Origin of the sequence: Priestia sp. Y58 (genome assembly GCF_029522095.1) — a bacterium.
Classification (GTDB): Bacteria; Bacillota; Bacilli; order Bacillales; family Bacillaceae_H; genus Priestia; species Priestia megaterium_E.
This window is the reverse complement of the sequence record NZ_JAKWFL010000006.1, coordinates 191,155-213,601: the sequence shown is the minus strand read 5'-3', so window position 1 is coordinate 213,601 and position 22,447 is coordinate 191,155. Positions and strand designations below refer to the sequence as shown.

General features: G+C 36.8%; 20 protein-coding genes. 12 read left to right on the top strand and 8 right to left on the bottom strand.

Features of this window, described 5'->3' with window-relative positions; genetic code table 11:
- Nucleotides 1–109: 109 nt before the first annotated feature.
- The 7 genes from spoIID to fabZ all read left to right on the top strand — a co-directional run bounded on the left by spoIID (nucleotide 110) and on the right by fabZ (nucleotide 6,149).
- A complete protein-coding gene (gene spoIID / locus MMB68_RS19125) occupies nucleotides 110–1,132 on the top strand; it encodes a stage II sporulation protein D (protein WP_277549252.1) in 1,023 nt (340 codons plus the stop codon).
- Nucleotides 1,133–1,293: 161 nt separating this feature from the next.
- Entirely contained in the window at nucleotides 1,294–2,124 is an 831-nt protein-coding gene (spoIIQ, locus tag MMB68_RS19120) for a stage II sporulation protein SpoIIQ (RefSeq protein ID WP_016765919.1), read from the top strand.
- A 275-nt stretch (nucleotides 2,125–2,399) separates the two neighbouring features.
- A complete protein-coding gene (spoIIID, locus tag MMB68_RS19115; RefSeq protein ID WP_013059792.1) occupies nucleotides 2,400–2,663 on the top strand; it encodes a sporulation transcriptional regulator SpoIIID in 264 nt (87 codons plus the stop codon).
- A gap of 186 nt (nucleotides 2,664–2,849) precedes the next feature.
- Entirely contained in the window at nucleotides 2,850–3,851 is a 1,002-nt protein-coding gene (mreB, locus tag MMB68_RS19110; RefSeq protein ID WP_013059791.1) for a rod shape-determining protein, read from the top strand.
- Nucleotides 3,852–3,961: 110 nt separating this feature from the next.
- On the top strand, nucleotides 3,962–4,786 hold the full coding sequence (locus MMB68_RS19105) for a flagellar hook-basal body protein (protein ID WP_221785868.1): 825 nt from the start codon (nucleotides 3,962–3,964) through the stop codon (nucleotides 4,784–4,786).
- Nucleotides 4,787–4,809: 23 nt separating this feature from the next.
- Entirely contained in the window at nucleotides 4,810–5,631 is an 822-nt protein-coding gene (locus tag MMB68_RS19100) for a flagellar hook-basal body protein (RefSeq protein ID WP_221785867.1), read from the top strand.
- Nucleotides 5,632–5,714: 83 nt separating this feature from the next.
- Complete coding sequence (gene fabZ / locus MMB68_RS19095) at nucleotides 5,715–6,149, top strand: 3-hydroxyacyl-ACP dehydratase FabZ (protein ID WP_013059788.1); 435 nt, start codon at nucleotides 5,715–5,717, stop codon at nucleotides 6,147–6,149.
- A gap of 29 nt (nucleotides 6,150–6,178) precedes the next feature.
- On the opposite strand, the gene MMB68_RS19090 is transcribed toward fabZ, so the two are convergent.
- Together MMB68_RS19090 and MMB68_RS19085 are read right to left on the bottom strand one after the other, a co-directional pair.
- The gene (locus tag MMB68_RS19090) at nucleotides 6,179–6,601 is read right to left on the bottom strand and encodes a helix-turn-helix domain-containing protein (RefSeq protein ID WP_277549251.1); all 423 of its coding nucleotides are present in this window, start codon (nucleotides 6,599–6,601) and stop codon (nucleotides 6,179–6,181) included.
- A gap of 523 nt (nucleotides 6,602–7,124) precedes the next feature.
- Entirely contained in the window at nucleotides 7,125–7,562 is a 438-nt protein-coding gene (locus MMB68_RS19085; protein ID WP_221785865.1) for a YwpF-like family protein, read from the bottom strand.
- 96 nt (nucleotides 7,563–7,658) lie between these two features.
- Between MMB68_RS19085 and ssb the strand changes: the two genes are divergently transcribed.
- Nucleotides 7,659–8,021 carry a single-stranded DNA-binding protein gene (ssb, locus tag MMB68_RS19080; RefSeq protein WP_221785864.1) on the top strand — a complete coding sequence of 121 codons (363 nt, stop codon included), beginning with the start codon at nucleotides 7,659–7,661 and terminating at the stop codon, nucleotides 8,019–8,021.
- A gap of 536 nt (nucleotides 8,022–8,557) precedes the next feature.
- Here ssb and MMB68_RS19075 read toward each other — a convergent pair.
- The 3 genes from MMB68_RS19075 to MMB68_RS19065 form a co-directional block, all read right to left on the bottom strand.
- Nucleotides 8,558–9,604 carry a C40 family peptidase gene (locus MMB68_RS19075; RefSeq protein WP_221785863.1) on the bottom strand — a complete coding sequence of 349 codons (1,047 nt, stop codon included), beginning with the start codon at nucleotides 9,602–9,604 and terminating at the stop codon, nucleotides 8,558–8,560.
- Nucleotides 9,605–9,901: 297 nt separating this feature from the next.
- The gene (locus MMB68_RS19070) at nucleotides 9,902–12,532 is read right to left on the bottom strand and encodes a DEAD/DEAH box helicase (protein WP_221785862.1); all 2,631 of its coding nucleotides are present in this window, start codon (nucleotides 12,530–12,532) and stop codon (nucleotides 9,902–9,904) included.
- On the bottom strand, nucleotides 12,525–14,087 hold the full coding sequence (locus MMB68_RS19065; protein ID WP_221785861.1) for a replication initiation protein: 1,563 nt from the start codon (nucleotides 14,085–14,087) through the stop codon (nucleotides 12,525–12,527). The genes MMB68_RS19070 and MMB68_RS19065 overlap by 8 nt, the downstream gene beginning before the upstream one ends.
- A 241-nt stretch (nucleotides 14,088–14,328) precedes the next feature.
- Here MMB68_RS19065 and galU point away from each other — a divergent pair, with 241 nt between their 5' ends.
- From galU to MMB68_RS19050, 3 genes are all read left to right on the top strand, one after another.
- Nucleotides 14,329–15,213 (top strand): UTP--glucose-1-phosphate uridylyltransferase GalU, encoded by an 885-nt coding sequence (galU, locus tag MMB68_RS19060; RefSeq protein ID WP_029319374.1) that lies wholly within the window; start codon nucleotides 14,329–14,331, stop codon nucleotides 15,211–15,213.
- A 245-nt stretch (nucleotides 15,214–15,458) separates the two neighbouring features.
- The gene (locus tag MMB68_RS19055; protein WP_014457779.1) at nucleotides 15,459–16,742 is read left to right on the top strand and encodes a nucleotide sugar dehydrogenase; all 1,284 of its coding nucleotides are present in this window, start codon (nucleotides 15,459–15,461) and stop codon (nucleotides 16,740–16,742) included.
- Nucleotides 16,743–16,808: 66 nt separating this feature from the next.
- Nucleotides 16,809–17,516 (top strand): WecB/TagA/CpsF family glycosyltransferase, encoded by a 708-nt coding sequence (locus MMB68_RS19050; protein ID WP_277549250.1) that lies wholly within the window; start codon nucleotides 16,809–16,811, stop codon nucleotides 17,514–17,516.
- Between the two features lie 36 nt (nucleotides 17,517–17,552).
- On the opposite strand, the gene MMB68_RS19045 is transcribed toward MMB68_RS19050, so the two are convergent.
- Both MMB68_RS19045 and MMB68_RS19040 read right to left on the bottom strand, forming a co-directional pair.
- The gene (locus MMB68_RS19045; protein WP_221785859.1) at nucleotides 17,553–19,082 is read right to left on the bottom strand and encodes a flotillin family protein; all 1,530 of its coding nucleotides are present in this window, start codon (nucleotides 19,080–19,082) and stop codon (nucleotides 17,553–17,555) included.
- A gap of 20 nt (nucleotides 19,083–19,102) precedes the next feature.
- Entirely contained in the window at nucleotides 19,103–19,636 is a 534-nt protein-coding gene (locus MMB68_RS19040) for an NfeD family membrane protein (protein WP_013059777.1), read from the bottom strand.
- A gap of 628 nt (nucleotides 19,637–20,264) precedes the next feature.
- Here MMB68_RS19040 and MMB68_RS19035 point away from each other — a divergent pair.
- Nucleotides 20,265–21,317, top strand: a complete 1,053-nt coding sequence (locus tag MMB68_RS19035) for a glycosyltransferase family 4 protein (protein WP_153252761.1) — start codon at nucleotides 20,265–20,267, stop codon at nucleotides 21,315–21,317.
- 38 nt (nucleotides 21,318–21,355) lie between these two features.
- On the opposite strand, the gene MMB68_RS19030 is transcribed toward MMB68_RS19035, so the two are convergent.
- Nucleotides 21,356–22,354 carry an LCP family protein gene (locus MMB68_RS19030; RefSeq protein ID WP_221785858.1) on the bottom strand — a complete coding sequence of 333 codons (999 nt, stop codon included), beginning with the start codon at nucleotides 22,352–22,354 and terminating at the stop codon, nucleotides 21,356–21,358.
- Nucleotides 22,355–22,447 lie beyond the last annotated feature (93 nt).

The following is a 22,447-nucleotide window of genomic DNA, read 5'->3' as shown; positions in this document are numbered from 1 at the left end:
ACCCTTATGGCCGGTTTGCTGTCATAAAAGGTTGTCCACCTCCATACATATGGAATATAGGGATATAGGTGTTCCTTGTCAAAATAATAGATATGGAGGCTAGGCGTTCATGAAACAAGCAAAGCCAATCGTCGTACTAGGAGTCATCTTTTTTTTCGTTGTGTTACTCATCCCAACACTTCTCGTTGTTCCTTTTACTGAAAAGACAGATGGAAAGCTACATGAAAATGTCAAACAGACCCCAAAAACCGAAAAACTACAAAAAGTGACAGCGTCTCCTCTTGATGTCAGTGTTTATCGTACGGAAACGAAAAAAGTAGAAAAACTGCCGCTCGAAGACTATCTTGTAGGGGTAGTAGCAGCTGAAATGCCTGCTACTTTTGAACTTGAAGCACTTAAGGCTCAAAGTTTGGCAGCCAGAACCTATATTGTGCAAACTATGATGAATGGAAATAGTCATCTTCCCCAAGGAGCGGATGTGACTGATACCGTAGAGTACCAAGTATATTTAAATAAAGATGAGCTAAGAAGCGGATGGAACAAAGACTATGATTGGAAAATCAAAAAAATTCAAGAAGCAGTGAAGGACACCCAAGGTCAAATTCTTACGTATAAAAATAAGCCAATTAATGCTACGTTCTTTTCTACCAGCAATGGTTACACTGAAAATTCAGAAGCGTATTGGAAGAATTCCATTCCTTATCTAAAAAGTGTAGCTAGTCCATGGGATAAAAAGTCTCCTGAATTTACAAATCAGAAAGTAATGTCTGTTGCTAGCTTTGAACAGAGGCTTGGAGTGAAATTAACAAACAGTGGATCAGTAGGTGAAATCGTCTCTAGAACACCGGGGCAGCGCGTAGATTACGTAAAGATAAACGGTAAAGAACTGTCGGGAAAAGATGTTCGGGAAAAACTGGATTTATCGTCAGCCGACTTTCATTGGACAAAAAAAGGGAATGAAATTATCATCAATACAAAAGGATATGGACATGGTATTGGGATGAGTCAGTACGGAGCAAATGGTATGGCACTGGAAGGAAAAACGTATAAAGATATTGTTACTCATTATTATACAGGTGTTGCGATTACTCCTAACGATCAGTTTGTTGCACAATTGACAGCTAAACGCTAATTCAACGACCCTTATAGCAGGGTCTTTTTTATGTTTTTCACTTTTTTTAAATAAAATGTATATTTTAGATTCATCTGTTGAAAAATAATCGAAAAAAATTTTTTATCGCTGTGTATATATTCATTCAATTGTGTTCAGACTGATTGCTGAGGTGATGATATATGAGAGAGGAAGAAAAGAAACGTACTTCTCCAAAATCGAAAGTTCAAAAATTAGTTAGAAAGCGTTGGGTGTTCCCGGCTATCTATTTAGCGAGTGCAGCAATTATTCTTACAGCAGTCCTTTGGTTTCAAGCTAATGGAAATGATATTAGCAAAGAAGACAAAAGCGGCTATAGCCAAGACGGTACGGCTTATCGAGACGACGCTGTAGAGGTAAATGCTTCGCTTGAAAATTTAAAAATGCCAGTTGCTAGTGAAGCATCAGCTATCGTGAAAAAGCCTTTCTACGACGATCAAGCATCTGAAAAACAGCAAGAAGAAGCACTAGTTTTCTACAACAATACGTATCATCCAAACACAGGTGTTGACTTAGCTGTTAAGGGAGATAAATCATTTGATGTTGTAGCAGCAGCTAGCGGTACAGTAACAAAAGCAACAAAAGATCCTTTACTAGGTTATGTAGTAGAAATTGATCACAAAGACGGTTTAGTCACACAGTATCAATCTCTTGAGAAAGCTGATGTAGAAGTAGGAGATATTGTTAAACAAGGCCAAACGATCGCAAAAGCTGGAAAAAGCTTATATAATCAAGAAGCAAAAACACATGTGCATTTTGAAGTTCGTAAAGATGGTGTAGCAATTAATCCAAGCAGTTATTTTGGAAAATCTGTTAGTTCTATCAAAGAAGTCAAAGCAGCTGAAGTGACAGAACCAAAAGACGACTCTTCTTCTGAAGAATCAAAGGATAGCGAAAAATCATCTGATGAAAAGACTAAAGAAGATAAAGATTCAAAACACCCTTCAACAGATACGTCTAAACCAAATGCATAAAGCAAGGCTATAAATACGAAAAGAAGCTTGGCAAAACCGAGCTTCTTTTTTTATGAAATTTTTTAAAATGGGATGCATTATGTTAAAAAAATAAATAAAAAACACTAAATTTTCAAAAAAATATAAGAAATCACTTGTCCTTACTGACTTTTCTAGCATATATCTGCACACAAGCTAATAAACTGTTACAAACCTATAAAGAGAATGTTAGAAAAGGGATAATATATACATTCCCTTGGATACTTCTCATATCCAATTTGGGGAGGGCGAGTAGTGTGCACGATTACATCAAAGAGAGAACTATCAAGATTGGAAAGTATATTGTAGAAACAAAGAAAACAGTTCGTGTAATTGCGAAAGAATTTGGCGTTTCGAAAAGTACTGTCCATAAAGATTTAACAGAGCGTCTACCAGAAATAAATCCTGAGTTAGCAAATGAAGTAAAAGAAATTCTTGATTATCATAAATCTATTCGGCATTTGCGTGGAGGAGAAGCAACAAAATTAAAGTACAAAAAGGAAGAAGAAACTGTAAAATGAAAAAATGCCCAATATTGCCTTTTTTATAGAGGTAGTATAGGGCATTTTATTTTTTGGATAAAATAGGTATATAATAAATATTTTTGCTAATAACAACATACATATACAAATTGTGATAAAATAGTAAATTAGGAAAAAAGAATGGGTATCATGCAAAGATATGTAAATAGAAGGAGGATTTAAGGTATGTTAGCAAAAGACATTGGTATCGATTTAGGTACAGCTAACGTCTTAATTCACGTTAAAGGCAAAGGAATTGTGTTAAATGAACCGTCTGTTGTGGCGATTGATAAAAATACAAATAGAGTGCTAGCAGTAGGGGAAGAAGCGAGACGTATGGTAGGAAGAACGCCCAGTAATATTATTGCCATTCGTCCACTAAAAGATGGTGTTATCGCTGACTTCGAAATTACAGAGTCTATGCTCAAACACTTTATTAACAAATTAAATGTAAAAGGTTTTTTATCCAAGCCTCGCATTTTAATTTGTTGTCCAACAAATATTACCTCTGTTGAACAAAAAGCCATTCGCGAAGCTGCTGAAAAAAGCGGTGGAAAAACCATTTATTTGGAAGAAGAACCAAAAGTCGCGGCTATTGGCGCTGGAATGGATATCTTTCAGCCGAGCGGAAATATGGTCGTAGATATTGGTGGAGGTACAACCGATGTGGCCGTCCTTTCAATGGGCGATATCGTAACAGCAGCTTCTATTAAGATGGCTGGTGATCGTTTTGATGCCGAAATTTTGCAGTACATTAAGCAAAAATATAAGCTCTTAATCGGAGAGCGTACAGCAGAAGAAATTAAAGTGAAAATTGGTACGGTGTTTCCTAAAGCTCGTAATGAAGAGCTGGACATTCGTGGGCGAGACATGGTTTCAGGCCTCCCTCGTACAGTTACTGTTTATTCTGAAGAAGTGGAGGAGGCACTTAGAGAGTCTGTCAGCGTCATTGTACAAGCTTCGAAAAGTGTATTAGAGCGTACACCTCCCGAACTTTCTGCCGATATTATAGACAGAGGCGTTATTTTAACTGGCGGTGGAGCATTGCTTCACGGTATGGACCAGCTGTTAGCGGAAGAATTAAAGGTGCCTGTGCTAATTGCAGAAAATCCAATGGGTTGTGTAGCTGTTGGAACAGGTATTATGCTCGATAATATTGATAAACTATCTCGTCGCAATATTGTTTAAATAAAGACTCCTCTATTGGCTCGTTTCATACAGAGGAGTCTCTTCTTTTATTTATTATACTCTGTGAGCTGGCTATAACGAACAACGTTTACTTGTAAGGAGGATGAAGTATGTTTAAAGGGTTTTACACGGCAGCAGCGGGTATGCTGTCTCAGCAGCGTCAAACTGACTTATTAACGAATAACATAGCAAATGCTAATACGCCAGGATTTAAAGCAGATCAAGGTACGTTAAAGGCATTTCCTGATATGTTACTGCAGCGAATGGAATCTGAAGATTTACCTACTGACCGTAGCATCTCTGTTCAGAACAAAAAAGATATAGGTGCGATTAATACGGGCGTGTATATGCAAGAAACAGTTCCAAATTTTACACAAGGTGATTTTCAGCAAACGTCTCAATCAACTGATATTGCATTGATGGAGCAAAATATGCCTACAAAAGAGGGCGGATTATTCTTTGTGGTAAAAAGCCCTGATAATACGCCTCAATATACAAGAAACAGTAATTTTACATTAGATGAAGAAGGTTTTTTAACTACGTCTACCGGAGCTTATGTATTAAATACAAATAATCAGCCAATTCAACTAAAAAGTGAAAACTTTACAGTTGATTCACAGGGTAACGTAACAGAAAATAATCAGCAGATTGCACAAATCGGTATTGCTTATGCTAGTGACTTACAAACGATTAAAAAGGCAGGGAATGGATTATATGAAACCCTTAACAATCAGCCCCTGCCTTCAGCACGGAATAATCCAGGAGTTTCTTATCAGTTAAAGCAAGGATTTGTTGAACGTTCCAATGTAGATGCTGCTCAAAGTATGACTGATTTACTGACGGCTTACAGAGCTTTTGAAGCAAATCAAAAAATAATGCAAGCTTATGATAGAAGCATGGATAAAGCGGCAAATGAAATTGGGCGTGTGCGCTAAAAGCAACAGGGGAGATGAGAAGGATGAACCGTACAATGATAACAGCGGCTAATACGATGGGACAGCTGCAGCAGCAGCTTGATGTCATTGGTCATAATCTATCTAATACAAATACGACAGGATATAAATCAAGAGATGCTTCATTTAATGATATGCTGTATCAACAAGTAAACAATCAAGAAGATAAAGGAACAGAAAAGCGGCTTACGCCAGCCGGAATTCGGCAAGGTACAGGCGCTTATTTAGATCAAACGAGCTTGAATATGACGCAAGGTGCTTTTCAGAACACAGATAAACTATTAGACGTAGCTGCATCAAATCCAAACGTTTATTTTCAAGTTGCCGTAAACGATTCCCAACAGCCTGTACAATATACGCGAGATGGTTCTTTTCATCTTAGCCCTGAAGGCCCGAACAATGTTAAATTAGTAAACGGTTCTGGTCAGGATGTGCTGGGGGAAAATGGTCAAGCTATTATTTTCAGTAACGCGTTCAAAGATATACAAATTGATGGAAGTGGAACGATAACAGTTACTACGAATACAGGCGTTGACCAGTTTACCCTTGGGTTAACAAATGTCCAAAAACCGCAGGTGCTAGAAGCTAAAGGAGAAAATCTATTTGCCTTTCCAGCTGGGATGAACCAACCGAATATGTTTACAGATTTGACTGGGAAAGCTCGAGGAACAGCAGGCGTAGAGCAAGGGAAATTGGAACAGTCAAATGTAGATTTGAGCAAAGAACTCACTGATATGTCCATTGCTCAACGTGCGTATCAATTTAATTCCCGCTCTATTTCAATTGCAGATCAAATGATGGGCTTGGTGAATGGAATCAGAGCTTAAGCAAGTAGTTGCTTCTCAATTGAGCATTCTGTATATTGATAATAGTATCGTATGTTACATGCGGTTTGAAAGGAGACTTATTTATGCTTGATATTGAACAAATTAAAGAAATTATTCCACACCGATATCCATTTTTATTGGTCGATCGTATTTTAGAAGTGGAAGAGGGAAAAAAAGCAGTTGGTTTAAAAAACGTATCTGCCAATGAAGAATTTTTTAACGGGCATTTCCCTGACTATCCTGTGATGCCAGGGGTTTTAATTGTAGAAGCTTTGGCTCAGGTAGGAGCAGTAGCTATGCTAAAAAAAGAAGAAAACCAAGGACGTTTAGCATTTTTTGCAGGCATTGACAACTGCCGTTTTAAAAAGCAAGTAAGACCCGGTGATCAACTGCGTTTAGAGGTTGAAATTGTACGTGCGCGTGGATCTATTGGCAAAGGAAAAGGTATCGCAACTGTAGATGGAGAGTTAGTCTGCGAAACAGATATTATGTTTGCTTTAGGCGATAAAAAAGAATAGTACATAAGAGCTGCTGATGCAGCTTTTTTTTATTGGCGCTGCAAAGCAGAAAAAAGTTTCTTTAATAAAGGTATAATATCCGTTAGCAACTCTTTTTGAAGAGTTGGTGACAGAGATGAAAATTGTAAGAGCACATGTTTCAATAAGGGCTGTTTATCTATGAGGGTTAAAATGGTATAGTCTTGTGAATCCGATTCACGTTTTCTTGTTAAGTAAAGAAGTTGGAAGTCATGTAAATAATCTTGTTTATAAGAGGAAGGCTCAATAAGTTGGTCCAGCGTAATTTGAAAACAATTACATAGAGATAGAAAATCAAAAATGGAAGGTGTTTGTTTCGAACATTCCCATTTTGAAATAGTTGTACGAGAAACATTCAACTGATTTGCTAATTCTTCTTGTGAAAACCCTCCTTTTAGTCTGAAATGTTTAATTTTTTCTCCCAAATTTTTCATATGCATCACCTGATTTCGTAAAGATAAGTATATGTCTTATTGTTCGAATGTAGTTCATGTTCTTTGTAACATGCTGAATTTGCACAATATGAAACATATACACTTTACCTTCTGTAATAAAGGGAATAAAACCTGTTTTTATTTCTTTTTTTTCTCTAAAAAGATTCATTTTTCTGCATAGATATAAAAAAAAGAACAAAAATAGAGGTTTTTATAGTAAAAAAATCCTATTTTTTGTTCGGTATATTGAAAAAAATGGTTGAATAACGGGGAAAAATGCATTAATATACGAATTACAAAGAAAAAGGAGTGAAAAAATGACAAATTTTTATTTGAAAAGGCAAGGCGCTCGCATAAGAGATAATCGCTTCAAACGTTCTAGGTGTGCTCATTTATTTTTAGGAAAAAAAGAAAGGTACCTCTCCAGTGAGTTCTCTTTTCTTTACCCTTCTCATGGACCAACGAAAAAGACCGCAAACAATAATCCTCTCTTTTAAATCCAGACACCTTGAGATGACTTGACTTATTTTTTAGATGTACTTTTTATCGGTCTGTTTCGAAGCTGCAGTTTGAACTGTTGAAGTAAATCTTGACCTGATAACCCTTGGTTAATTAAATCCTCTAAGAGCATTTCAGCATAATGGAGTCTCCGTTCTTTTAAAACACCTTTCATCAACAAACTAATACGATTTTCACCAATTGAAGTGATGGAAGCCACGGTAGCTATAAAGGTAGCCGGATCATTTGTTTCTTTCGTAATTTTAGCTTCTACCGTCACTTTTCGTTTATCTTTCAACAAAACATGAAATTCATCGTACCATTTCTTATCGATAACTGCTTCTAAAATCCAGTTATTTTCGCCGTCTTCTTTATTAATAATAAGGCCATTAGTTAGTGAGACAGACTGACGTTTTTCTTGATCATCAACCAATTGAAATGACACAAGTTTAAATGTTTTCATTGATGTTTCCTCCTTTACGTAAATAGTAGGTTATCCATATTATAACATGAATGAGCTTAAAGATTCCCATTATTCAATCAGTTGGAGTGGTAGGCTATGATTAACCATATTGTTCTTGTAGGAAGACTGACAAAAAAACCTGAGCTTCGATATACCCATGAAGGGATTGCAGTATCTACTATTACTTTAGCAATTAATCGAACGTTTCGAAATGTTGAAGGTGAATATGATGCTGATTTTGTCAACATTACTCTGTGGAGAAAAAATGCAGAAAATACGGCTGCTTACTGTGATAAAGGAGCGGTTATAGGTGTGGTAGGGCGTGTACAAACGCGCACATTTGAAAATAATCTTCAGCAACGAGTATATATGACCGACGTTGTGGCTGATGCTGTTAAGTTTTTAAGTGGAAAGCCATCCAGTTCTTCTTCATTTGATTCAAATCAACAAGAAGAATAAAGTTATCTAGCATGAAAGGGGGTGATTAATTCAGCTAAGGTTCTAAGTCCTCTTATCTATCATAATAGAAGATAGATCCTCTTTAAGAGCAAGGCTCTTTCTATATTCTCAAGAGAGAAAATTAAAGTATTTACTATCCCCGAACTATTCCTCTATTTCAGCCGTTAAATCATTTAACGGTTTTTTTCTGTATATAAGAAATTGAGACGTAACTGAATCAATGCAATTTAAAGACAAACAAATGGGATGAGCTAGTATAGGTCACTTGTTACACCACTGTTGATTTCCGTGCAAGACTTCGCTTTCCGCAGGCGGCCGATGAGCCTCCTCGTCACTTGCGCACGGTCTCATCTATTCTGCTTTTCTCGCAGGAGTCTTCGCTTTGCCCTCCACTTAACAGCTAGAAGCACCTACACATATGAAACCTACGTCTACCCTACCAATGAAAAGATCCGAACGAGTTTGATTCTCCATCAAGAATTAAACTCGTTCGGATCTTCCTTCAACTAACATAATTTTGTTTCAGCTTCTATCAATTATTTAGAAAATCTTTTTGCACCTAAGTAGCGCTTGCTCCAGTAGCTGTTATCTAAGCTTGCAATGGTTACACCCGTAGAAGATCCAGCATGAATAAATTGACGATTACCAAGGTAAATGCCCATATGTGTAGGACCGCTAGAATATGTATTAAAAAACACTAAGTCTCCAGGCTGTGGATTACTCACGGGTGTTGATACACTCCAATAACCAGCCGTCGTATAGCGCGTTGTAGAAATTTGTTGTTTCGTTACGTAATAAATGAATCCGCTGCAGTCAAAACCAGAAGGAGTTGTACCACCCCATTTGTAAGGAACACCTATATAACGTTTTGCATCTGAAATCATTTGCGATACATTTAATGTTCCGTTAGAAGTTGAAGGTGTAGATGTACTTGGTTTTGTTGTTGGCGTAGTTGTTTGGCTGCTTTTTGATACCTTTAATTGTTGATTTACATAAATCGTATTAGACGTTAATCCGTTTATTTGTTTTAGCTCACTGATGCTCATGTGAAATGTCGAAGCTATTTTAGATAGGCTATCTCCACGCTGAACTTTGTAAGTTCCGTTTGCATCCTTAGAAGGAGTTTCTGCTGGTTTACTCGTAGTTGGAGTTGATGCGCTATTGCTTCCATTTACTTTTAACGTTTGGTTAATATAAATAATGTTAGAAGAAAGAGCGTTCAAACGTTTTAATTCTTCTACGCTCATATTAAAACGAGTAGCAACTTTCCAAAGGGTATCGCCGCTTTGAACTTTATAGGTTGAACCAGTAGCAGGAGCTGAAGGCTTTTCTTCCTTATTAGATGGTTGAGAGGTTGAAGCAGAAGGAATCGATAACGTTTGTCCTACACGAATTGTATTTGAAGATAACTTATTTACGCTTTTTAAAGCTTCTACCGTTGTATGGTATTTGGTAGATAATGACCAAAGTGTATCTCCAGCTTTCACTTGAACAGTTGAAGCAGATGCTTCAGCTGAAGCTTGATATAAAAATGTCCCGCCAACAATGGCGCCTAGAGATAAAGCGAGCTGCCTTTTTTTCATCAATAAATCCCCCTAATTATGTAAATATTTCGTGTTTATTTTTCCAATATGTCTATTAAATTACAAAAATATTATATGTATAAATATGCTGGAATTTAAAGAGAAAGTAAAGGGTCTTTTTCGCTATAAAAATACCTTTTTATTCAAAAAACGCTATTTATTGTGCTTTTTGTATCTTTATTAGTAGCTGTAGAATGATTTACACTTATTTTTTTGTGTCGAATGATCTAATAAAAAAAGAGGACAAGTAAAAAAGTCCTCTTTTTAGTAACGTTTTAACACATTTTATAATTTTTCTTATTCATTTCTGTACGCAAGAAGCTCTTGTAGTTCTTTATTAGAAAGTTCTGTTACCCATTGATCTCCTTGGATGAGTTCATTGTTTAGATGTTGTTTTTGATTGATCACTTCATCAATTTTTTCTTCAATCGTTCCTCTTGTAATAAACTTATGAACATGAACAAATTTATTCTGCCCAATTCGATGAGCCCGATCGGTTGCTTGGTTTTCAACGGCTGGGTTCCACCATCGGTCAAAATGAATAACGTGATTTGCAGCTGTTAAATTCAATCCAGTTCCACCTGCGCGAAGAGAAAGGATAAAGATGGCTTTTTTTCTTGCTTGAAATTGAGCAACCATTTCATCTCTTTGTTCTTTTGACAAACTTCCGTGAAGAAATAAAACCGGCTCGTTGATTTCTTTTTCTAAGGTTCTTTGCAGCATGAGTCCTGTTTCAATATATTGAGTAAAGATTAAACAGCTTTCTTGCTGTGTGCGAATGCTCTCTACGAGTTCAATAATCTTTTCACTCTTATGAGATCGCCTTACCGTTTGTTTAGATGGACTTTCCTTTAAGTACAAAGCTGGATGATTGCATAATAATTTTAGCTTATTTAGTGTTTGCAAAATCATGCCTTTTCGTTCAAATCCTGTTTTTTCCTCTGTTTCTTGAAGCATTCCTTGAACTAGCTCTTGGTAAAGTGAAGCTTGTTCCGCTGTCAGCGGGATATATTCTTTTTGTTCTTGTTTATCAGGCAGTGAGCGGGCGATGTTTTTATCTTGTTTTGTTCTTCTCAATAAGAAAGGTTGAATGAGTGCTTTAAGCTCAACAGCTCGTTCAGGTTTCTCGCCTTTTTCAATGCCGGCTACAAATCGGTTTTTAAATGAATTGATTGTTCCTAAGTAACCAGGATTGATGAATTCAAATAATGACCATAGTTCCAGCAGACGGTTTTCAATTGGAGTTCCAGTAAGCGCAATTTTGTGTCTTCCTTGCAGCTGACGGATGGCTCTCGCCTGTTTAGTCTGCGGGTTTTTAACATGTTGTGCTTCGTCTAAGGAAATGCTGTTCCACATAAACCCTTTCAACAATTCGACATCTAAAAGAGCAACTTGATAAGTCGTGATCACAACGTCAGTACTTTCACATATCTTCTCAAATGCGTATCCGTTGGTTCTTTTCGGTCCGTAATGAACATGAACACGAAGAGAAGGGGAAAATTTTTGTAATTCTTTTTCCCAGTTTCCAATTAAAGAAGTTGGGCAAACGATAAGAGAAGGAGAGCTATGTAACTGATGAATATTTGTTAAATAACTAATCAATTGAATGGTTTTACCTAGCCCCATGTCATCTGCTAGACATCCTCCTAAGTTAAACTTTCTTAGAAACATGAGCCAATTCAAACCTTGCTGCTGATAAGGTCTTAATGCACCTTTAAATTCAGAGGAAGGCAGCACTTCCGGCAGCCGTTCTAAATCCGTTAAGGATGTAATAAATGATTGAAAGGAAGCGGGGAGTTGGAACTCAACTTTTACCTCTTCTTCATCAGTTTTACTGTCTGCCAAGTAGGTTAGCTTCGTTTTTAAAATTTCATGAATTGAGACGCCTTTTTTACTAGCTTCTTTAACAATTTTCTGCGCTTGTTTAATTAATCTAGAATCCAGTCTAATCCACTGTCCGTTAATAGATAATAATCGGCGTTTTTGTTCGACTAATTTCCGAAACTCTTCTTCTGAGAAAGTTTGATCGCCAATAGAAAATGACCAGCGGAAGCTGCTGATAGCTTGTTTACCAAACAATGCAGATGAAGTATTTTCTATAGCGCCAGATACTTTTATGGTGGCTTTTTTTAATGATTCCCACCAGCTTGGCAAATGGATAGAGACGCCTTGTTTAATCAATGCTGCACTATCTTGAGTTAGAAATTCCCATACTTCCTCATCTGTTAGGACAGACTGAATAAACGCTCCTTTTTGGTATAAAGTAGGAGCCAATGTTTTCCATCGTTCGTGTTCGTAAGCGATATATGACTCGTAGTGATTCCACTCTTTAGGAAGCGTTCTTCCCAGCATAAAAGGTTCTTTAGCTTCATCGTGGGGAATCACGAATGTTTCAGCCGTCCATACATCTCCATCGGTCGCTGGCTCTACAATACGCAATGAAAGGTCAAAGGGAGGATTATAGCTCTCGCCTTCTATGCTTATTAAAAAGTCCTTTCCTTCTTTTTTTAATAGGCTCTCTTTAATTTGTGCTCGCCACTCTTGCTCATCAGCTTGTGAAAGCGATCCAGTCATTTGTTTTTTTAAAGGAAGAGAATGAAATTTCCCTTGGATAATCCTCTTTGTCATATCGACTGCAATTTGCTGATAAGCTTCCGCTGAAGCGGACAAAGCCGGTTTCAACACATGCTGTTGAATAGGTAATTGTATGAAAGTGAACATTTGCCATGCAGAAAGAAGAATTCCTTTTTTTCCATTAATCTCAACCTGTGTAGCTTCGCTTCCGTAATAGGTCTGTTCATGCCATAGAAACAGCGCATCTTTCCATGTATCAGGGAGCAAAATTTGGCCGCTAGGTGATACACAGTAGAGAAAAAAGTCACCGTGTACAGGTTCGACTTCAAGTGTTAAATGAAACAAATCAAACATTCAGTAAATCTCCTTTTTCTAATAGTTGTTGAAACGCGCGCTGTTTCTTCGTTTTTATCGCTAATTCTTCCATATAATGTTCCCATAGTAGAGAGCGATTCATTTGTAGATAAAGTCTCTTTAATTCTTGTAAGTAGATATAGGCTTCTTGATAACTGCTTTTCTTTTTTTCATAAATCAGCTTTGAAATCATTTGATGATAAAGAGGAATAACCAGCTTTTCATCTTTTTGTTTTAAGGCTTCTATCGTTTGCTCGTCATATTTGATACTGTCATATTGAAGAAGCACCTGTAATTCAACCCACTTTTTCAATTGGTCAGAAGCATATAGAAAATCACTGTATTCAATAAAACTATAGGGAAGTAATGTTTGCAATGCTTCAGTATACAAAGTTTGGTCGTTCGTTAAGTCTTTATAGTGCTGAAATAAATTTACAATCATGGAGACCATGTTTCGGCTTCCTTGATAAGTAGTCGGAACGGTGCGTACGTAATCTCCTATATAGGTCATTATATAAGAGCCCCACTGAGCAAAGCGGTCAGTTTCTTTTTCGTGCAATAAATCATTTAACCAAGGAATAAGATAGGGAATCATTTGTAGTGTTTCATCGCTCAAACGTTCTTTTGCTTCGCCATCTTTTTCTTGAAGGAATAAAAGATAGGAAAGAGCTGTATTGTTTATAAAAGAACCGTGCTTAGCTTTTAATTCGCTTTCCTCAGTTTTTCGCCACTTTTCTAACGTGAAGATTTTTTGCCAAATAACGCGATAAATCTCAATACGTTCATATTGTAAAGGCATATCTTTATGCAATAATTCTCGGATGTATGGGATGCTGTCCTTTACAATAGATAATGCATCTCCATCGTATTTCATTTGCTTTAATGAATCAGCGGTAGCATAAATTTCATTTGTTATTTTGTAGACGTGACTATATACAAATGATTCCTCGATGTTAGTAGAAAGCTGATGTGCCTGTAATTGAGCTGATAGTTTATAGAATGTATGAACCGCTCCATACATACAAAATAAAGCATAAAGCAATGGATGCTCAGGAGCCTTTTTCACTAAAGAACGGTAATAGTACTGATAATATTCGTGATAAATGGAACGGTCATTTTCGTTCCGCCCCTGCATAAAAAGCGTATACTGCTCCTCAAAAGTTTGTCTCCACTCTTGAAAAGTTGCCTTCGGCTTTTTTAACACTTGTTTGGCAGATAGCATAGTCAAAGCTGCTTTTTCATGGTTTCGCCATTCTTTGAATAGGGGCGCAAGCGGTTCTATTAATGAATACATATAAAAAAACGCTGCAAAGCAGTGTTCACAAAATCCGTTATACTGACAAGAACAGGTACTTTCAGGGAGCAGCTGCTTGTTTAGTTCAACATAAAACGAATCGATTTTAACGTTTAATATCTGTTCATCATTGTGCAAAATGAAGAATGAATGGGTACGGTAAAGGTCTAGTCCTGCTTGGGCATTCGTACGATAGCGTGCATCACTGTACGGGAAATGATGTATAAATTGGTGCTGTAAGTGATCTGAAAACGAACTCATAATCCCATTCCTTTCTATACATAAGTGGAGCATAAAATTATATTTATAAGTGATTAATTTTCTTTTCATTATAAATGATAAAAATAGAATTATACAAAATCTTTTGTTATGATAAAGCAGAATCCAACATGACTCTTTATAAAAAGAAATGGATTCAACATGACTTTGTGTACATACTCAATCGCAGACTTACTATACTATAACCAATAAGCACGATTGACATTGACAGGAGGAAAAGTAAGTGAAAATTCGTAAAGCTATTATTCCAGCAGCTGGATTAGGGACACGCTTTTTGCCGGCTACAAAAGCACAGCCTAAAGAAATGCTGCCAATTGTAGATAAACCAACGATTCAATACATTGTGGAAGAAGCAGTAGCATCAGGTATTGAAGATATTCTAATTGTAAGCGGTCGCGGAAAACGAGCAATCGAAGACCATTTTGATAAATCATATGAGTTAGAAGAAACATTAGCCGCAAAGGAAAAGTGGGACATGCTCGAAGAAGTGCAGGGAATTTCGAATTTGGCTAATGTTCACTACATTCGTCAAAAGGAACCTAAAGGATTAGGTCATGCCATTCACTGTGCAAGAAGTTTTATCGGAGATGAACCTTTTGCTGTTATGCTAGGCGATGATGTAGTTCAATCAGAAACACCTTGTTTGAAACAGTTAATGGACGTATACGAAAAATATGAATGCGCTGTAGTTGGTGTACAAGAGGTGCCTAGAAAAGAAACTTCAAAGTACGGAATTGTAGGTCCTAAAGGAGAGCCTCTTGAAAAAGGATTATTAGACGTAGAAACGCTCGTTGAAAAACCGAATCCAGAAGAGGCCCCTTCAGGCTATGCAATTATGGGGCGCTATATTTTAACACCGGAAATTTTTGATATCTTAAGCAGAGAAGAGATTGGCGCAGGAGGAGAAATTCAATTAACAGATGCTATTTTACGTCTGAATGAATTCCAACGTGTTCTTGCTTATTATTTTGAAGGAAAACGTTATGATGTTGGAGATAAATTTGGATTTATTAAAGCAACAATTGATTTAGCTCTGCAAAGAGAACCGCTGCGAGAAGAGTTAGTGAGCTATTTTAGAGAAATTGTCGAAAAAGAAGGGCATATGTAAAATATATTTACTAAGGGAACTATTGGGAATCATGGAGATTTTCAATAGTTCTTTTGGGTTAGAGCCCGTTGTACAAAAGATGGTTATATCGTTTATTGATGAATTCTCATAAAATGTTACATAATAATAAGTAAAAGAAATTATTTCATGTTTTTATATAAATGCTATCATGAAATGACATTTTTCGATATAATATCAGATAGGTTTTATTTATTAAGCATGTCATATAAAGGAGATTTTCTGCAATGACAAAGAAATTGTGTGTAGTTGGTTTAGGATATATAGGTTTACCGACAGCTGTTATGTTTGCCAATCACGGCCTATATGTACATGGTGTCGACGTAAATGAAAAAGCAGTAGAATTAATTAAAAATAAGCAGCTTCATATAGAAGAAAACGGCTTACAAGAACGTTTAGAATCAGCAGTTGACAACGGCCACTTCACGGTAGGCACAACAGCTGAAGAGGCGGATATTTTTATTATTGCTGTACCATCACCAATTAATGAAGATAAAACGGCAAACTTGAACTATGTTCGAGAAGCGACAAAATCAATTGTTCCTTACGTTCGTAAAGGAAATTTAGTTATTTTAGAATCCACAGTTCCTCCGCGTACAGTAGAAGACGTTATGCTACCTGTGCTAAAAGAAACTGGTTTAGAATTAGGCAGTGAGTTATTTGTTTCTCACTCACCTGAACGTGTTATTCCAGGAAAGGTATTTGAGGAACTAGTAAATAATGACCGTATTGTCGGTGGTATTAACGAAGAGTCCAGTCGCTTGACTGTTGAGCTTTATAAAACATTTGTAAAAGGAAATATTCACGTAACGGATGCTACAACAGCTGAAATGGTGAAAGTAATTGAAAACACATATCGTGATGTGAACATTGCCTTTGCAAACGAGCTGGCAAAAATCAGTGAAAAAATTGGTGTAAATGCGTGGGAAGCGATTAAATTAGCGAACTATCATCCACGTGTAAACATCCACTTACCAGGTCCTGGTGTAGGCGGCCACTGTATTGCTGTTGACCCTTGGTTCTTAACGGAGCTTCAGCCAGAACTTGCGAAAATTATTTCTCTTTCTCGTCAGACAAATGATTCAATGCCTGAATATACAGCGTTAAAAACGAAAAGCCTACTAGATGAAAAGGGCATTCAACATGGACGTGTAGCTGTTTTAGGTTTAGCTTTTAAAGGAAATATTGATGATATGCGTGAAAGTCCATCAACGGATGTGCTTCATCACTTAGAAAAGCTAGGTGTTGATTACACAGCATTTGATCCTCATATCAAAGAGAATAAAATCGAACGTCAAACGCAAAGTTTGGATGAAGCTGTTGCACATGCGGATGTGATTCTTATTTTAACAGATCATAATGAGTTCAAAGAGCTTCTTCCATCAGCTGTTGAAAATCATATGCGTACAAAAGTTATTTTTGATACGAAAAACTGCATTCAGCGTGATCAATGGAAAGCAGCAGGCTTTGACGTAGTGTTACTTGGTGATTCAAAAGTTTCTACTTTATAAAAAGACGGGCTGAACAGCCTGTCTTTCGTTTGTAAAAAACTAAAAAATCAACATACGGGTGATTTAATGAAGGAAAACATCTTAGGAATAGACGTTTGTAGCGACACGTACGATGAGCTAGCGGTAAAGTTACTTCAGGATATAGATAAAGGCCGAAAATCATTTATTGTAGCAATCAACCCTGAAAAAATTATGAAAGCACAAGAAGACAAGGAATTAAAGTTACTATTAAACCAGGCGACTTATCAAATTCCAGATGGAATCGGTGTGATTTTAGCTTCAAAGCTCAAAAAGGGACGTATTCGTGAGCGTGTAACGGGTATTGATATGATGCTGAAGCTGTGCAAAGAAGCAACAAATAACGGTAAAAGAATTTTTTTATACGGAGCCAAGCCTGGCATTGCAGATGAAGCCAAAGCTAAGTTGGAAGAGATGTTTCCAGGGATTTTAATTGTTGGAACATTAGATGGCTATGAAAAAAATGAAGAAGTCATTGAACGTACGATTAATGATTCAGGAGCAGAAATTGTGTTTGTCGCTTTAGGCAGTCCAGCGCAAGAAAATTGGATTATTGCTCATAAAGAGAAACTTAATCCTTCTGTTTATCAAGGCGTAGGCGGCTCGTTTGATGTTATTTCAGGACGCTTGAACCGGGCACCGGCTGTTTTTCAAAAATTTGGTTTAGAGTGGCTTTATCGACTCTTAAAAGAACCATGGAGATGGAAGCGTCAGTTAGAATTGCCTAGGTTTCTTCTTAGAGTGTTAAGAGGTTAAAAAAGCATGCGGATTATATCCGCATGCTTTTTATTTTTAGATATCTTCTTTTTTGTTTTGTTGCTTGATTTCATCCGTTAGTTCGTGCAAGCTTTGTCGCACATTTCCTTTTCCAGAAAAGTTTTCAATCAATTCCTTTACATCTATACCTGAGGATGCTTTCAGCGATTCTTGAAGAGAAGACATTAAGTTTGTTGCATAACCAGTCACTTTATTAGCTCCGCTGCTTTCACCGTTGCCTCCTGTATCCACAACCGTAATTTTATCAATATTTGCTAAAGGACTTGCAACTTGTTTTGCATATTCAGGAAGCATTTTGATAATCATATCTAAAATAGCCGCTTGACCAAACTGCTCGAATGCTTCCGCAACTTTTTGTTTAGCTTCTGCTTCTGCTAAACCTTTTAAGCGGATAATATCAGCTTCAGATTCACCTTGGGCACGCTGAGCGTCAGCTTTTGCTAAACCATCAATTCGAACGCGTTCAGCTTCAGCTTTAGCCATTGCTTCAATTCGATATTTGTTGGCGTCTGCTTCAGCAAGCTGTTTTGCTTTTTCAGCTTCTGCGGATTGCTCAACAGAGTAACGATCTGCATCTGCTTTCTTCTTTACTTCAGAATCGTATTGACGTTCACGACGAAGAATTTCTTTTTCTTCTAATTCAATTTGTTTCTGGCGTTCAATAATGCGGATTTGCATTTCTTGTTCTGTTACATCTTGTTTTGCGCGAGCCGTTTCTAGATCATATGCTTGGTCAGCACGAGCTTTGGCAATATCTTGTTCGCGACGATATTCAGCGGTTTTTAACTGATTCATCTTTTCAGCTTCCGCGATTTCTGTATTTCGCTCAAGCTCCGCTTTTTGGGCATCTTTATGAGCCTCAGCACGCTTGATTCTTGTTTCTTTTTCAGCTTCAGCTGTTGCAATGTCAGCATCTCGCTTAACTTGAGCAATACGAGGTTTCCCTAGAGATTCTAGATAGCCGTTCTTATCCCGAACGTCTTTAATTGTAAACGATACAATAATTAACCCCATTTTAGCTAGATCTTGTGAAGCTACGCGCTGTACTTCTTGAGAGAATTTTTCACGGTTTTTATAAATTTCTTCTACCGTCATAGAACCAAGAATCGAGCGAAGGTGACCTTCTAAGACTTCTCTAGCTTCGGTTTCACGATCTTCTTTTGCTTTGCCTAAAAACTGCTCAGCGGCCGTTGCAATTTCTGAAATAGAACCTCCAATTTTGATGATTGATACCCCATCAGCCATAACAGGAACACCTTGTTCTGTATATACTTCAGGTGTAGATACTTCCAGTTTGCTTGACAGCAAGCTCAGAGGCTCAGCCTGCTGAAAAACTGGCAGCACAAACGTACCGCCGCCGCGAACAATTTTAATGCGGTTTCCGGATTCATCGACGTGCACGTTTTTATTTCCTAGATAGCTTCCTGTTACAATTAACGCTTCATCCGGACCTGCTGTACGGTATTTTGTAATAAATACGGCAATCAGCGCAATTAATAAAAAAACAACAATTCCAACGACAACTAATATAGGTGTTGAAAACATAAAACTCCCCCTAATACTATTTATAATGAGTGATTGGTCATAACTTCTTCATAAATCACAACGAGTGCGTTGCCCCTTTGTATATCTACAACAAGCACTTTGCTGCCTAAAGGTATAGCAGTGTTTTTAAAGCTGGCAGCGGGTTTGGAGATAGTGCCGCTAACCCCTTCGATAAATACTTCTCCATAACCATCTGCAGGAACGGAAGTAATAATGGTACCAAGTCTTCCTTTTAACGAATCTTCAGTAAAAGCAAGAGATTCTTCAGCCGATGATAAAGGAATTAATACAAAAACGTTGAGCAAAATAACGAGTAGAAGGGCAATAAGAGCGGAAATTGAAATAATCCAATAATTTTGCAATGACGTATAGGTGAACAAATATCCACTGGCACTAAAGAATGTTAAAAAAGAAAAAAGAAGAGTGGGGTTAAAAAAAGGTATCGCTTCAGATAATCCATCTAACAAATCGCTAAATAAAATGTATAAGAAGGTGAGACTTCCGCAGATAATTAATCCATACAAATACACTGTTTGAACAGATAGACCAAACATAGTTCATTCAACACCCCCTTTATGTAAGATAATTGATGCTGTTTCTACTATGTATTACGAACCGTATCGAAAAAAGTTTCATTTTTTTGATTAAATTCCTTTTTTGTTTAATTTTACCTCTGTCTATTTCATTATATTTTAACTTTTAAATGATATAAGATAAGGACAACGATTCAGTGAATGTGGTTTGAAGTAGTGGACATGCATAGGTCAAAAGTTTGTTCATATAATGAGTGGGGCTATGTGAAATAAAAATAAAGGTTTAAATATGCTTAATAAAAAGGAAAAAGAGTTAGAGATGACGAATAAATTAGACGAAAAGGGGGGAGTTCGCTTATATTTTAATAAAGTATAGTAAAGAAAATGTTCTACATAAAACAACCACATAACAATAAAGTAAATCAGCTGTTTATACACCAAAAAATACAGTTTTTTTCTATTGATAGTTTGTAAATGTGCTAATTTTTGAGAATAAATTTCTATTTAAGTAGTAGAATCATTGTGATATAATCCATTTTGGGAATAAGTAAGTAATTATTGTGATACGCAATTTGAAATACTATCCAATTATATAAAGTTGGATACATTTTTTATGGTTTTGGTTAACATAAACCTGAGGAGGGTCTCCATGCTATATTTGACCTTGTTTATTTGTTTTATTACATCTATTCTGATCACTCCGCTGGTTAAGAAGCTGGCGTTTAAAATAGGTGCAACGGATAAACCAAATCAACGAAAAGTTCATCAAAAAATTATGCCTCGCCTTGGAGGTTTGGCGATATTTTTTAGTTTTCTTATTGGATACCTCGTTTTACAGCCTGACAGTAAATATGCGCTGCCGATTTTAATCGGAAGCATCATTATCATCATTACCGGTGTCTTGGATGATATGATTGAGCTATCCGCTAAAATCAAATTAGGCGGTCAGCTAATAGCGACATTAATTGTTGTTGTATACGGTGGAGTCCAAATTGACTTCATTAACTTGCCGTTTGGCGGAAAATTAGAATTCGGAATGTTAAGTATTCCAATTACGGTATTATGGATTGTAGGAATTACCAATGCTATTAATTTAATTGATGGATTGGATGGATTAGCTGCCGGCGTTTCCTCTATTGTATTGATTACCATCTCGGGTATGGCTATTATGATGGGCAATGTGTTTGTGACAAGCATGGGTTTCATCGTATTGGGAAGTACGCTCGGATTTTTGTTTTACAACTTTCACCCCGCTAAGATTTTCATGGGTGATACCGGTGCACTATTTTTAGGCTATATGATTTCTGTATTGTCTCTGTTAGGCTTTAAAAATGTAGCGGTCATTTCCTTCATTGTTCCAGTTATCATTTTAGGGGTGCCAATTTCAGATACATTCTTTGCTATTATTCGCCGAATCGTAAAAAATCAACCGCTATCGGCTCCTGATAAATCCCATTTGCATCATTGTTTGTTGCGCTTAGGGTACAGCCATAGACAAACGGTTTTAATTATTTATGGAATGAGTGCGATATTTGGTTTAGCGGCAGTTATCTTCTCAAAGGTACAAACAATGTGGGGGTCTTTTCTTGTACTAGCTATCCTCCTTGTAGCGATTGAAATTATCGTTGAAAAGATAGGGCTAGTTGATAAGACATACAGGCCAATCCTCAATATGGTTCGTGGGCTTCGTTTGAAAAATTAATTAAAAAGACCTCTTGGATATCCAAGAGGTCTTTTTAATTATTCTGTTGTATCTGAAGTTGATTCAATGCCTAAGTGCTTGCGGAGCTTTTCACTTACTTTTTCCACTGAATCATTATCTAGTTTGAAGTAGTAAACGCCGTTAATTTTTTCATCACTACCGTTTAAGTTAATGGTTTCAATATCAACTTTTTTCGAAGCATAATCATAAAACGAAAGCATTTCACCAAACATTAAGTTCGTTTTCATATTATCGCCGACCGCTTCAATAAGATTGCCATATTTATTTAAGGACCCGATGGATGCAGCTTTTTTAATCATAGCTTCGATCAACTGCTGTTGTCTTTTTCCACGCTCAATATCGTTGTCTTGTTTTCGTGTTCGAGCAACGGCTAATGCTTCTTCACCGTTTAAATGTTGATTTCCTGGTTTTAAGACAATGGCATTATGACGATCTTTTGAGTCCTTTTCACTCATCGCATAAGGTACATCAAAATCGATTCCTCCAAGTGAGTCTACAATGTCTGTGAAAGCTTTAAAATTCACTTTAACATAGTAATCAACAGGAACATTAAACAGCTGTTCTACCGTTTCTACAGTTGCTTTTGGACCTCCGTAAGCATGCGCATGAGTAATTTTATCTTTTTTGTTCACTTCAGGTATATAAACCCGCGAATCTCGAGGTATGCTTACAAGCTTTACGGTTTTATTTGTTTCGTTAAAGGTTGCCAAAATTAAAGCATCTGTACGGGCTGAATTTCCGAATTTCCTGGTTTCACTATCATCTACGCCCATAAATAAAATGGATATATCATCTTTTTTGGGATCGATTTTACGATCACGCATAGGAGAATTATCGCGATCTCCGAGTCCTTCATAAGAATCAGAAGCTACTGTTTTAGCTTTAACAAATAAATAAGAGCCATAAGCGGTTGCAGAAAGCCCTAAAATAAGGATAGGTAACAGAAAAAATGTAAAAAGCCTTCGTTTTCTTTTCCGTTTGTTTACTCTTTTTTGAAAACGTCTATATTGAGCCATACGGTTTCTCCTTTTATTCGTATATTCGAACACTTATTGTGACACTTAGTATGTGTTATAAATTGGAATGTATGAATCAAACTCGTCAAAGCT